The following is a 13,198-nucleotide window of genomic DNA, read 5'->3' on the forward strand; positions in this document are numbered from 1 at the left end:
GAGGACGCCCCGGCTCGCGCCCGCACCTACGCAACTCCCTCCCCGCATCCCCAGCAACTGACCACGGACCACTGACAACTGACAACTGGCGCTTCTCCCGCAACAACTGCCCACTGCCCACTCCACTGCAATCTGCTAAATTACCCCCACCCCAGAACCCAAGCCGACCCGCACGAGACCACTGCATGTCGAACCTTCCGACCGCCACGCCCTTTGGCGCCGTTCGCATCAATCGCGAGAACCTTCCCGAGGGTCAGCACCTCTGTGAATATTGCACGGCCAAGTGCTGCCGCTACTTCGCCTTGCCGATGGACACCCCCGAGTCGTTCGAGGAGTTCGAGTTCCTCCGCTGGTTCCTGCTCCACGACCGGGCGAGCGTGTTCAAAGAAGACGACGATTGGTACATGCTCGTCCACACGACCTGCAAACACCTCGGCCACGACAACCGCTGCGGCATTTACGAAACCCGTCCGCAAATCTGCCGCGACTACACGACCGACAACTGCGAATACGACGACGACTGGACCTACGATTTTTACTTGGAGACGCCGGAACAGGTGTGGGAGTACACCGAAGCAGTCATCCAAGAACCAGGCAAGTCGATCCGCAGCCGCAAGCCGAACCCGCTGGCGGTATTGAGCTAGGTTGATTCGCAGGTTCTGCAGAGTTAACCACGAAACACACGAAATGAACGAAAAGGGAGGGCAGGAACCGCGCCGTTTATTGTCGCTAATAATCTCCGTCGTGTTTCTTAGCGAATCATTTGCGTTCATCAGCGGTTCTAGTTGTTCCTTTCGTCCTTTTCGTGTGTTTCGTGGTTAATCTCCCCGCATTCGCATTTAGAGAGTGATCGAGCAAAGACCGATGGCCCTGATCCAACCGCGCACATTAAAAGGTTTCCGCGATTACCTCCCTGAGGCGATGATGCCGCGGGAGCGGATCATCGAGACTGCGCGGCGGGTCTATCGCAGCTACGGTTTTCGCCCGATCGACACCCCCGCCCTCGAGTACCTCGAGATCCTCACCGGCAAGGGGAGCGACGAGACCGACAAGCAGCTCTACAAGTTCCAGGATCACGGCGGCCGCGACGTCGGCCTGCGGTTCGATCTCACCGTGCCGCTCGCCCGGTTCGTCGCCCAGCACCAGCAAGAACTCGGCTTGCCATTCAAGCGCTACCACATCGCCTCGGTGTGGCGCGGCGAGAATACGCAGACCGGTCGCTACCGCGAGTTCATGCAGTGCGATTTCGACACGATCGGCGTCACCGAGATCACGGCCGACATCGAGATGACGCTCGTCATCAACGACCTCTTCACGGCGCTCGGCGTCGATAACTTTTCGGTGCGCGTGAATCACCGCGCGGTGCTCAACGGGATGCTCGAAAAGCTCGGCCTCGGCGACCGCTCCGCCGCGGTGCTGCGAGCGCTCGATAAGCTCGCCAAGATCGGCGACAAGGGCGTGCGTGAAGAGCTCGCCCGCACCGCCGAGACGACCGACGCCCAGTGCGACGCCCTCATCGCGATGGCGTCGCTCAGCGGCGACAACGAGACGATCCTCAACCAACTGACGCCGCTCGTGGCCGGTAACGCTACAGGCGAGCGCGGCGTCGCCGAGCTCCGCGAACTCGTCGCCGCCACCGCCGCGGCCGGCGTTCCCGCGGGCCGGATCCAGCTCGACCCGTCGATCGCTCGCGGCCTCGACTATTACACCGGCATCGTCGTCGAAACGATCTTGGGCGACCTCCCGGAGATCGGCAGCGTTGCCAGCGGCGGTCGCTACGACAACCTCGCCGGCCTTTACACCAACCAAAAGCTCCCCGGCGTCGGCGCCTCGCTCGGCCTCGACCGCCTGCTAGCCGCGCTCGAAAAGCTTGGCCGACTCGACGCCGTAAAAACCCCGGCGCCGGTTCTCATTTGCATGTTCGATGCCGCCCGGCGCAACGACTACCTCAAGCTCGCCGCGCAACTGCGCACCGCCGGCGTCGGCGTCGAGGTCTACCCCGAAGCCAAAAAACTGGGCAAGCAACTCCAGTACGCCGACAAGCAAGGCTTTAGGGCGGCGATCATCATCGGCGAAAGCGAATTCGCCGCCGGCGAGTGCCAAGTGAAAGACCTCAAAGCCGCCGCCGGCGTGACGGTCTCCTACAACGGCGACGACGCAGCATCCCTCCTCGCCGCGCTGCAGCCCCTCCTGTCCGACTAGCCTTTTCTTTCGACTCTTCTTTCTTTTTCTTTGCGCCTTCGCGCCTTTGCGTGAAAATTTCTTTATTAAGATCTCACGCAAAGGCGCAGAGGCGCAAAGGAATACGGGGAGCAAGAAACCTGCAGCAATCGGTTGCTGCAGGAAGCAGGCGAAGGTCATTCATGTACCTTCCTTGCATTTCATCCGTGACGATCCGCCAAATCCGCGCCAATCCGCGTCCCATTAGTCGTCTTTCCGATAGAATCTCTTCTGCCATCACCTCTGCGCCTCCGCGACTCTGCGAGAGTTTTCTTTAAGAAAGATCTCACACAAAAGCGCAGAGACGCAAAGAAAAGAAAGACGAGACAACTCTTCTTCTTTGCGCCTTCGCGCCTTTGCGTGAGACCTCTTTTGCTATGGCCAAGCGAGACAACCACTACGAAGCCGCCTTCGAGTCGTATCTCCAATCGCGGCAGGTCGCCTACGTCGCGGTCGACGAGGCCCGCCGCAGTCGCATCGCCGCCGGCTCGTTAAAGAACGTCGACTTTCTCGTCTCCCCCGCTGATGGCCTGACGCTCCTCGTCGACGTGAAGGGGCGCCGCTTTCCTAGCGGCGTGAGCCATCCGCAATACTGGCGCAACTGGTCGACGTGGGACGACCTCCGCTCGCTCGCCCGCTGGCAGGAACAACTCGGCCCCGGCAGCCTCGCGCTCTTCGGCTTCATCTTCCACATCGTCGGCGACCGTTCACCCATCCCAGCCGACGATCTCTTCTGGTTCCGCGGCGAACGCTACGCGATGCTCGCCGTCCGGGCCGCCGACTACATCCGCTTCGCGAAACCCCTCTCGCCCAAGTGGGAAACCGTCTCGATGCCCGCCCCCCTCTTCCGCCAAGCGGCAGTGCCATTTGATGAGCTGGTGGCGAGTCTCGAGTTACGAGTGGCGAGCAATGCGGAGAAGCAAACAGGGGAACTTTCGCCATAGCGGCCGGAAACCGCCGGTAATCCGCCGCTGTCCCCAATTGCCGCCGCCCACCGCTCTGATTACCCTAAAGGATCGAGCCAAACCTTCATCACACTCGCAACTCGCAACTCGCAACTCGCAACTCGCAACTCGCAACTCGCAACTCGCAACGGTATCGCTATGGCCTGGGCCCTCGTCCTCCTCACCGTCATCCTCGGCTGCCTCGGCACCCTCCGCCCCAGCGGCCGCGCTGAAGACTTTAAGCGGACAAAAGCCGACTGACCTGCAGCGTCAGCCGCGAGAAGGCACAAACAACACAAAAAAAGAGGGGCTCAACCACCGGCTGAGCCCCTCTTCTATTTTCAGCTTTCTTTTTTTGCGTCTCTTGCGCCTCTTCGCGGCCAAGCAATTACGCGGCCCGCTTCACGCTGCCGCCAGCAACGCCGCAGAACTCGGCGATCGCCCCAATAACGCGATCTTGTTCCTCGCGGGTCATCTCCGGGTAAATCGGCAAACTGAGAACCTCTTCCGCCGCCCGCTCGCTCTCCGGCAACGAGCCCGGCTGGCAACCGAGCGCCGCAAAGCACTTCTGCAAGTGGAGCGGAATCGGATAATAAATCGCCGAGCCAATCTTCCGCTCGTTGAGGAACTGCTGCAGCGCGTCGCGACGGCCGCCGGGGACGCGGATCGTAAATTGGTTCCACACCATCGCACAGCCGTCGGCCACCTGCGGCAAGCCGAGTTGGCGATCGACGCCGAGCCGCGCGAACTGCGCCGCATAACGACGAGCGTTCTGCTCGCGGCCCGCCGCCCAGTCGTCGAGGTGGGCGAGTTTCACGTTCAGCACGGCCGCTTGAATCGCATCGAGCCGGCTGCAAACGCCGACGAGACTGTGGTGGTAGCGAGGATTCTGGCCATGATCGCGGAGCACTCGCAACTTGGCGGCGAGCGTCGCGTCGTTGGTCGTGATGAGGCCGCCGTCGCCCCAGCCGCCAAGGTTCTTCGTCGGGTAGAACGACAGGCAACCCATCGTGCCCATCGAACCCGCCTTCTTTCCTTGGTACTCGGCGCCAATCGCTTGGGCCGCGTCTTCAATGACGGGGATGCCCGGAGCGGCCGCAGCCAAGCCTTCCATGTCAGCACATTGGCCGAACAGGTGAACGGGAATGATCGCCTTCGTCCGCTTCGTCACCTTCCGAGCGACGTCGGCAGGATCAATATTAAATGTGCCGGGAATGAGATCGGCGAAGACCGGCTTCGCGCCCAACCGCCAGACGGCGCCGGCGGTGGCGAAGAACGTAAAACTGGGAACGATCACTTCGTCGCCAGCGCCAATGTCGAGCGCCATCAGCGACAACAGCAACGCATCGCTCCCCGAGGCACAGCCGATCGCATGTTCGACTTGGCAATACTTAGCGGTCGCCTCTTCAAAATTCTTGCAAGCCGGGCCGTGAACGAAGGCGCCAGTGCGGGCGATTTCGGAGATCGCGCGTTCCATCTCGGCCAACAACGGGCCGTTCTGGCGGTTGACGTCGAGCATCGGAACGGGCGGGGCGACAGTCGGATCGGCGGCGTTCATCGGCGTGCTGCTTCCTGCAGTAGGATGTCAGTGGATTGAGCTAGCATCGGCCCGCTACTTCCTGAGCGAGCGCGGCCGAGAGAATAGAACTGCCGCGCGGGAGCGTCAATCCCGCCGATCACGCGTGCTAGCACCGGGGAAGGTTGCCGATACTTAAAGCAGTTTGCGCCTCCGCGCCTTTGCGTGAGGCATGTTTTCTGAATATCTCTCGCAAAGGCGCAGAGGCGCAAAGGAAATACAAAACAGAGAAAAGATAAACTCTCTTGCGTCGTGTTCGTTGTGCCGTTGTGGTTCAATTCTTTCAGCACGTTTCCTTCTCGCGTCTTCTACGTCCTTTCGCGGCAAAAAATCCCTCGGCATTTCTCCCGGTTTATGCAACTCGTCGCTCAACCTAATTGTCTGCCCGCCATCGGCGCGGGATAATCTCGCCTCGCTTGTCCCGAACAGTCCGTCACCCAGGAGAGTTTCGCCATGCGTTCACTCACTCGTTGTCTCCTCGCCGCGCTGCTGCTAGCAGCCGTCGCTCCTGCCGTTCGCGCTCAAATGCCGGCCCTACCCGAGCACAAGCACCTCGCTTCGGAAGTCGGCGTCTGGGACGCCGAAGTGAAACTCTGGCCCACCCCCGAATCGGAGCCGATGACGAGCAAGGGCTCCGAGACGAACGAAATGTTCGGCAGCTTTTGGCTCCTCAGCAAATTCGAAAGCGACTTCGGCGGCATGAAGTACACCGGACACATGCAACTCGGCTACGATCCCCAGAAGAAAAAGTACGTCGGCACCTGGATCGACACGATGAGCCCCTTCCTGCAAACGATGGAAGGGACCTATGACGAGAAGACGAAGACCTCGACGATGCTCGCCAGTGGCGTCGACATGGGAACCGGCAAACCGTCGTCTAGCAAAATGACGACCCGCTTCGAGAGCGACGACGTCAAAATCTTCGAAATGATGATGCCGGTCGAAGGAAAGAAAGACGAGTGGTGGAAGTCGATGGAGATCAAGTACACGCGACGTAAGTAGGCCGGCAGGCGGCAGTCAAAAACAAAAACGCCGAGGTCCCGCAGCGGGCCTCGGCGTTTTTATGTTTGCATGACAAGAATATTTAACCGTCAAGGAAAGGCGAGATCCCCCCGATTTCTTTTGAGTCTTCGCGCCTTTGCGTGAGAACTTTCTTCCTTCAATAAGATCTCACGCAAAGGCGCAGCGGCGCAAAGGGAAGGCAAGGCGGAGGGAATTAACTTGCTTCTCGTCGTGTCCGTCGTGTCGTTGTGGTTCAACTCCTCTCCCCGCATTTCCTTGGCGCTCTTGGCGTCCTTGGCGGTTCAAAAAAGAAGACTACCGTAAAGGAAACAACGGCACGTCGCCGATGTTCTCCGCGATCACCTTCCGAATCGCCTCTTCCTGGTTTGCGAGCGTCGTCTCGACCGACGCCAGCACCCGCCGGTCAGCAATCCCGTGGGCGAACCATGGCGCGTTGGTGAGAATCTCCTGCGTCAGCGCCAGGTTAACGACCGTGTTGCCGCTCTGCGGATCGCGATTGAAGCTTGTCGTCATGTCGTACTTCTTCAGCCGCGCCGTCGGCTCCTTGAGGTGGACCTCGGAAACAAGCGAGTCGGGCGTGATGACGACGTGCTGTTCGAGCGCGATCTCATGCTCGCCGATGTAGCTGTCTTTCGTGAGAACCTTGAGCGTGCCGTGCAGTTCGATCCGCCAGTTCGGATCTTCGATGAGATCCCGCAGCGTTCCGCCCGGATCGCCGCCGACCGTCTGCCACTTCTGGCTGACGAACTCGCTGCCGCCCCCCATCGTGACGATTTGCTTCGCCGAGTCGGTGCGAACGAGCACCTTCCGCACGCCGGTGAAGTTGTCGTTGATCGTGAACGTCCGCGCCGCCCCCTGCGTCGTAGCGTACTCGCCGCGGAACAAGAGGCCGCCAACGACGGCCAGCGCCGTCAGCGCGAGAACTGCCCCGATCGCCAGCTTCGTATTTCGATTGATCGCCATGCCCTCGCCTCGTCGCACCTGTTCGTCGTCGCTGGAAGAATCGGACCACCCGTAACTATAGGTCACGCCCGATACTGTAGGAGAAGGGCCAAAACGCGGGCGCGGGCGATTAGCCCGCCCTCACGCCCCTAGCCGGACCGCCACGCCCAACGATTCGCCATCTCCCACGCACTCCCCCGGACCGCGTGGCGGTCCGGCTACTGCCCACTGACTCCCGACTCCCGACTCCTCCCATTGCTAGCACCACCGAGGTTTGTACTTCGCCGTCGAGCGACTATAACAACGTCCCGCCGCGCGCCGAGGAGGGCGCGCACGACTCCCGCCGGGCGCCGCGCCCGCCCTGCCAAGGATGGCATGCCATGATTCGCACGCTTCGCATTTTTATCGCCGCTAGTCTGCTCCTCGCTTTCTCGACTGGCATCGCGCTTGCTCAACCAGCCGCGCGCACTCCCGCGCCCCCCACAACGCTCCCGGCGGTCGCCGCTCCTGCCGCCGTCACGCCCGCGCCCGCCACGGTCGCCCCAACCGCTTCTGCTCCAGAACCCCCGGCGTCGCCCGCCGCTGCGCCTGCCCCCACAGAAACTGTCACGCAGCCCGAGGCCGCTCCCGCCAGTGCCCCGACGCCCTCCTCCGCCGACGGCAACGACGAAGGAGACCGCCCCAAAGACGAACTCCTCGTCCTCGACCCCAAGGCCAAGGAAGATCTTGAGCAACGCCTCAAATCGCTCGACTCGGCTGGACTGAGCGATGAAGACAAAACCAAAGCGGTCGCGTTCTACCAGCAAGCGATCGAATCGTACGACGTCGCCGTCCAGCAGATCACCGCCGCACAAGGTTTTGAAAAACAACTCAAGGAACTGCCGGCCGAGACGGCCACCTACTCAGAGCGCCTCGCCAAGCCGCTCCCGCCCGCCCAAGACGTCAGCGGCGAATCGCTTGCGGCTGTTGAAGAACGGGCCGCCAACAACGAAGTCTCGCTCGCCCATTGTCGCAAGGAACTCGCGGCGATGATCGCCGAACCGAAACGCCGCGCGCAGCGGATTTCGGAAATGCCCAAGCAAATCGCCGACGCACAGCTCCGCCTCAAGGAACTGACTGCCGACCTCGACGCCATCGGCAGCGAAGAAGTGAGCGACGTCGTGACGATCGCTCGCCGCGCTTCGCTCTTACATGCCCAAACGGCAGTGCGTGCGGCCCTCCAACTGCTCGGCCGTGAACAACGTCTCTACGCCGATGGCGCGCAACTCATCAAGCTCCGCCGTGACTACTACGCCCGTTACGTTCCCAACAAGGAAAAGCGCCTCGCCCAACTGCAAAGCCAGATCAGCGAGCGCCGGCAAAACGAGGCCGCCAGTCAGGTCGCCGCCGCCGCGAAAGCGGTCGAGGACGCCGCCAGCCAACCAACCGTCAGTCTCGCGCAAGAGAAGCTTGTCAGCCTCGCGCAAGACAACAAAGTGCTTGCCGAACGCCGCACGGAAGTCGTCGCCGAACTCAACGCCATCGCCAAAGAACTTAGCGTCAGCACCGCGGCGCTGCGCGATCTCTCCGACAAGTACGCGAAAGCAGTCGAGCAAGACCAAGTGGACGAACTGGCCGCGGTCAACGGCCAACTCCTCCGCGAGCAGCAGGCGAAGCTCCCCAATCTCCGCGCCCTGCGGCGCCATCGCGTCCAGCGCGAAGCCCGCATCGCCGACATTCTGCTCGAACAATTCGAACTGATCGATCAGCAGTCGCAGCTTTCCAACCTCAACGATCTGGCCGACAAGCTCGCCGCCGAAGCCGGCGACCTGAGCGATGCCACTCGCACCTCGATCCGCCAACTCCTCGAAGCGAAGCGCGAGCTGCTCGAACAGCTCGTCGACAACTTCAACGACTATTCCGGTAAGCTGGCGAAGCTGCAAACGAACGAAACGCAACTCATTGCCGAAACTGACCGCTACGCCGGCTTCATCGCCGAGCGCGTCCTCTGGATCCGCAGTTGCCAGCCGCTGTCGCGATCCGACTGGCTCCCTGCCCTCGACGCCGGTCGCTGGAGCCTCGACCCTGCTAATTGGCGCGACGCCGGCCGCACCATCGTCCAATCCGCCCAGGCCAAACCGGGCCAAGTCTCCCTGTTCGTCATCGGTTTCACGCTGCTGCTCATCGCCCAACGGCCCGCCCGCAACCGCTTGCGCGAGCTCGGCGAAGAAGCCGCCAAGCGCGGCTGCATCCGCCTCCGCCCCACCGTTGACGCACTGTGGCTCACCGTCGTGCTCGCCCTCCCCGGCCCCACGCTCCTCGCCTGCCTCGGCTGGACGATGGATAGCCTCAGCTCCACCGAATTCGTCCGCTCGCTCAGCGCATCGCTTCGCTTCACCGCCGTCTGTTGGTTGCTCATCGAACTAACCCGCCACCTCTGCCGTCGCGGCGGGCTGGCCGACGCCCACTTTGATTGGTCGGAAGCTTGCCTCCACCATCTTCGCCGTCGCATGAACTGGCTGGCGGTCTTCAGTCTGCCGCTCGTGCTGTGGCTCGTCGGCCTCGACACGCAGCAACAGGACCCGACGACGATCACTTCGCACTGGAGCTCGTCGCTCGGCCGGGTGCTGTTCATCACGGTGATGCTGTCGCTGTCGAAGTTCCTCCACCGCATTTTGCTCGCGAAGAAGTCGCCGTTCCGCCAAGTGAACTTCATCGGCGGCGGCTGGCTGAAGCCGCTCAAAATCGTCTGGCGTCCCGCCGTCACGTTCCTGCCGGCGACGCTCGCCGTTATGGCAGCGGTCGGCTACTACTACACTGCAATGCAGTCGGCCGTCCGCATTCTCGAAACAGTCGCGATGCTGCTCGCCGTTGGCACCCTCGGCGGCCTCACTCGCCGTTGGCTCCTCGTGAACCGCCGCCAACTCGCGCGTGAACAAGCCAAGCAACGCCGCGCTCAACTCCTCGCCGCGGTCGAAACCGACTCAGCCGATCCTCCCGCTCCAGAAGCCGCCGACGACACGGTCGACCTTGCCGCCCTCAGCGAGCAAACGCAGACGCTCGTCCGAACCTTCCTCGGCTTCACCACCGCGGTCGGGCTCTTCTTTATTTGGGCCGCGGTCCTCCCCGCCCTCGCTTACCCCGCGGGCCACAAGCTCCCCGGCGCCGAGATGCTCACTTGGGGCCACCTCGCGTCGTTCCTCATCGTGCTAGCCGTCACGTTCGTCTCGGTGCGCGACATTCCCGCATTGCTCGAGCTTGCGATCCTGCAACATCTGCCGCTCGACGGCGGCACCCGCTACGCCTTCACCAGCATCTCGCGCTACGTCCTCGCCGCCCTCGGCCTGATCGTCGCGTTCAACTGCCTCGACGGCGACTGGGGAAAAATCCAGTGGCTCGTCGCTGCGATGAGCGTCGGGCTTGGCTTCGGACTGCAAGAAATCTTCGCCAACTTTGTCTCCGGCATTATCCTGCTGTTCGAACGCCCCATTCGCGTCGGCGACATCGTCACCCTCGGCGACAAAACGGGCGTCGTCAATCGCATCCGCATGCGGGCGACCACGATCATCGACTGGGACCGCAAAGAGTACATTGTCCCCAACAAGGATCTCGTGACCGAGCGACTACTCAACTGGACCCTTAGCGACCAGATGAACCGCATCGAAGTGGTGCTCTTCCTCTCGCACGGCGCCGACACCGACCGCGCGTGCGAGTTGCTGCTCGAGTCGGCCCGCGAGCAAACGCACCTCCTCACGGAACCGTCGCCAAGCGCCGTGTTCGAAGGAATCACCGAAGCAGGCCTCAAGGTTGCGCTTCGCTGCTTCCTGCCGACGCTCGAACATCGCGGCGCCACGATCCACCAGCTCTACTCGACGATCGACCGCAAGCTCCGCAACGGCGGCATCGAGGTCGCTTCCCCGCCGCGCGAAATGAAGGTCCGCTTCCTCCGCGACCAGCATGGACACCCGATCCCGGCGCCGCATGCACAGTTCACGAGCAAGAGCGACGCTGCAAGCTCGACAAAGAGCGGCAAACACAGCGCCGCGTAGCAGCTTTCAACTAGCCCCGACCTAGCTAGGTCGGGGCTATTTTCGCAGCGCATTTCGCAGCGTAACGTGATCTCTACGCGCGTCACTCGCCCTCGCCTGCAGACGGCCGCCAATTCCACTACAATGCGCCGACGGTCGAAGCTCCGCCGCTCGACCTGTCGCCACTTCTCCGCCCACGCATCCGCCGAGGTCCAGCGATCATGCAACGCCGCAACTTCCTCCAAGCCTCCCTCACCGCCTCGTCCGTCGCCGCGGTCGGCTTAGCGGCCTCGCCGCAAACCATCGCCGCCGCTCCCGCCGCGGCCGAACGCGAACTCTACGAATGGCGCACCTACCGCCTCAAAGACAAAGCCCAACAACCCGCACTGCACGACTACCTGAAATCGGCCGCGATCCCCGCTTGGAAGAAGCTCGGCCTCGGTCCCGTCGGAGCCTTCACTGAAATCGGCCCCGACGACGGCCCGTCGGTTCACGTGTTGCTCGTCTACCCGAACCCTGCCGCGTTCGCCGCCGCTCGCGAGGCGCTCGAAGCCGACGCCGCGTTCACCACAGCGACCAACGCTTACCGCACCGCGAAGCGCGAATCGCCCGCTTACGAAGGCATCGACAGTTCGCTGATGCTCGCATTCGCGTCGACGCCCACGATCACGCCGCCGGCCCAGAAGCCGCGCGTCCTCGAGCTCCGCACCTACAAGAACCACAACGACGACCGCGCTCGCGCGAAGGTCGCGATGTTCAACGACGGCGAGTGCGACATCTTCCCGAAGTGTGGTTTTGAAAACGTCTTCTTCGGCGAAACGCTCGTCGGCGACGACCAGCCGAACCTGAAGTACATGCTCGCCGCGCCAGACATGGCAGCTAACGAAAAGGGCTGGAAGGCGTTCCTCGAGTCTCCCGACTTCATCCGCATGCGCGACGACGCCAAATACGCCGACACGCAGCCGGCGATCACGAAACTGTTCCTAGAACCGACCGACTACTCCGAAATCTAGCCCCGGGCTCCGCCCGGGGGTCGGTGTCCATCGCGCAAGACGCCGCGCCGCCGAAAAACGCCAATAGCCCCGACCTAGCTAGGTCGGGGCTATTTTTGTTCCGTTGTGTGCATCACGCCTTGCGCGCCACAAACAGCGCCCACAGTTCGTGCTGCCAAGGGACTTCGACGGGGGTAAACCCCGCCGCTCGCAGGTACTCAACCTGCGTCTCGATCGTTTCGTGACAATCGTCGCCACTTTTCGCAGGGGCCCCGAACTCGTCGAGATTCCGCCGCCGCCACTTCGCGATCACTTGATCGAACGACGCCGGAATCCGCCCCGCGGCGAGCGACGACTCCATGTGCCGCCCCCACGCTTCGAGCAGCGTGCGAAACTCTGCATCGCTCGCCGACCGATGTTCGTCGCCGTTGAGAAAGACGCCGCCGCTCGGCAGCGCCGCGAAAATCTTCGCAAACAGCGTCTGCTTCTCCGCCGGTTCGAGATGGTGAATCGCCGAGGTGCTCACCACCGCGTCGACCGGTCCGATCGCCGCCGGCCAATCATCTTGCAACCGCTGCAGCGCGAACGACGCCCGCGCGCCAAACCGTTCGAGCCGCTGCTGCGCAACGCCCAAGAACGGCTCCGACTGATCCATCACAACCGCCGTCGCATTCGGGAATTGCTCAAGCACCCGCTCAACCAACCGCCCCGAACCGCCGCCGACGTCGACGAGCCGAAACGCAACGTTCGCCGCATAAGGCAACGCCGCCAGCAGTTGGTCCTGCACCGTCACATACTGCGGATGAATAACCGGCGCCGCCGCGTCGTAATCGACGACGGCCTGCGTTTGATTCCAGCGATAGTCGGCGTTGCTCATGCGGGGAAGGAACCTCGATCGCGACGCCAGGTTCGCAGCGGTTAGCCGCAACGCTTCGGCCTAGTGAACTTCCATCCACACGATCTCAACCTTTGGCAACGCTTTCGCTAGCATTGCCCGATCTTCCTGATCGTACAGTTCGACGGCATCCCCCAAAGGCGCCCCGCGAACCGAAGCGTCAATCTCCACCATCCGCAACGCTGGATGACGCCGCCACGCCTCGATCACCTCGTCATGCTCTCCCCGCGCCGCCGCCGCGGCATGCGGCATGATCTGCCGCGCCAGTACGAACGCCGACTCCACGGCCGTCAGGTCGCTCAGGTGAACCGCGGCCGCGTCAAACGTCTCGGCCTCGTCGAACCATAGATGCTGGACGCGCCGCCCGCCGCCGCGCCACGTCGCCACAGGACCAGACCACCGATCGACCACGCCGCGCATCTCGGGAGCCGCGAGCGCCGCCTCGTCAGCCCGCTGCGGGGCCACTTGAACGTCGTACCACATGCGCACGCCGCCCGCCGCTAAGGCGATCATCGCCGAAGCAATTAGCAGCGTGGTGATTCGAAACCGACGGGGAAATTGCATGGCGCCATCGTACCATGCGACGCCTCCGGAGGGCA

The 13,198-nt window shown here is 62.6% G+C and carries 10 protein-coding genes; 6 read left to right on the plus strand and 4 right to left on the minus strand.

Annotated elements, in window-relative coordinates; translation table 11 throughout:
* Positions 1–185: 185 nt before the first annotated feature.
* From PLANPX_RS25415 to PLANPX_RS25425, 3 genes are all read left to right on the plus strand, one after another.
* Positions 186–644: a YkgJ family cysteine cluster protein gene (locus tag PLANPX_RS25415; RefSeq protein ID WP_152101431.1), complete on the plus strand. Its 459-nt coding sequence runs from the start codon at positions 186–188 to the stop codon at positions 642–644.
* 226 nt (positions 645–870) lie between these two features.
* Positions 871–2,202 carry a histidine--tRNA ligase gene (hisS, locus tag PLANPX_RS25420; protein ID WP_152102000.1) on the plus strand — a complete coding sequence of 444 codons (1,332 nt, stop codon included), beginning with the start codon at positions 871–873 and terminating at the stop codon, positions 2,200–2,202.
* A gap of 395 nt (positions 2,203–2,597) precedes the next feature.
* The gene (locus PLANPX_RS25425; RefSeq protein ID WP_152101432.1) at positions 2,598–3,164 is read left to right on the plus strand and encodes an HYExAFE family protein; all 567 of its coding nucleotides are present in this window, start codon (positions 2,598–2,600) and stop codon (positions 3,162–3,164) included.
* Between the two features lie 388 nt (positions 3,165–3,552).
* On the opposite strand, the gene PLANPX_RS25430 is transcribed toward PLANPX_RS25425, so the two are convergent.
* Positions 3,553–4,722, minus strand: coding sequence for a DegT/DnrJ/EryC1/StrS family aminotransferase (locus tag PLANPX_RS25430; protein ID WP_152101433.1), 1,170 nt, complete (start codon positions 4,720–4,722; stop codon positions 3,553–3,555).
* 471 nt (positions 4,723–5,193) lie between these two features.
* On the opposite strand from PLANPX_RS25430, the gene PLANPX_RS25435 reads away from it, so the two are divergent.
* Positions 5,194–5,742: a DUF1579 domain-containing protein gene (locus PLANPX_RS25435; RefSeq protein ID WP_152101434.1), complete on the plus strand. Its 549-nt coding sequence runs from the start codon at positions 5,194–5,196 to the stop codon at positions 5,740–5,742.
* 315 nt (positions 5,743–6,057) lie between these two features.
* Here PLANPX_RS25435 and PLANPX_RS25440 read toward each other — a convergent pair whose 3' ends face one another.
* Positions 6,058–6,726 (minus strand): hypothetical protein, encoded by a 669-nt coding sequence (locus tag PLANPX_RS25440; protein WP_152101435.1) that lies wholly within the window; start codon positions 6,724–6,726, stop codon positions 6,058–6,060.
* 359 nt (positions 6,727–7,085) lie between these two features.
* Here PLANPX_RS25440 and PLANPX_RS25445 point away from each other — a divergent pair, with 359 nt between their 5' ends.
* Both PLANPX_RS25445 and PLANPX_RS25450 read left to right on the plus strand, forming a co-directional pair.
* A complete protein-coding gene (locus PLANPX_RS25445) occupies positions 7,086–10,733 on the plus strand; it encodes a mechanosensitive ion channel domain-containing protein (protein ID WP_152101436.1) in 3,648 nt (1,215 codons plus the stop codon).
* Positions 10,734–10,933: 200 nt separating this feature from the next.
* On the plus strand, positions 10,934–11,725 hold the full coding sequence (locus PLANPX_RS25450) for an NIPSNAP family protein (protein WP_152101437.1): 792 nt from the start codon (positions 10,934–10,936) through the stop codon (positions 11,723–11,725).
* A gap of 112 nt (positions 11,726–11,837) precedes the next feature.
* On the opposite strand, the gene PLANPX_RS25455 is transcribed toward PLANPX_RS25450, so the two are convergent.
* Together PLANPX_RS25455 and PLANPX_RS25460 are read right to left on the minus strand one after the other, a co-directional pair.
* Positions 11,838–12,581 carry a class I SAM-dependent methyltransferase gene (locus PLANPX_RS25455; protein ID WP_152101438.1) on the minus strand — a complete coding sequence of 248 codons (744 nt, stop codon included), beginning with the start codon at positions 12,579–12,581 and terminating at the stop codon, positions 11,838–11,840.
* A gap of 60 nt (positions 12,582–12,641) precedes the next feature.
* The gene (locus PLANPX_RS25460) at positions 12,642–13,163 is read right to left on the minus strand and encodes a hypothetical protein (RefSeq protein WP_152101439.1); all 522 of its coding nucleotides are present in this window, start codon (positions 13,161–13,163) and stop codon (positions 12,642–12,644) included.
* Positions 13,164–13,198 lie beyond the last annotated feature (35 nt).

The sequence above is a fragment of the Lacipirellula parvula genome (assembly GCF_009177095.1).
Taxonomy (GTDB): Bacteria; Planctomycetota; Planctomycetia; order Pirellulales; family Lacipirellulaceae; genus Lacipirellula; species Lacipirellula parvula.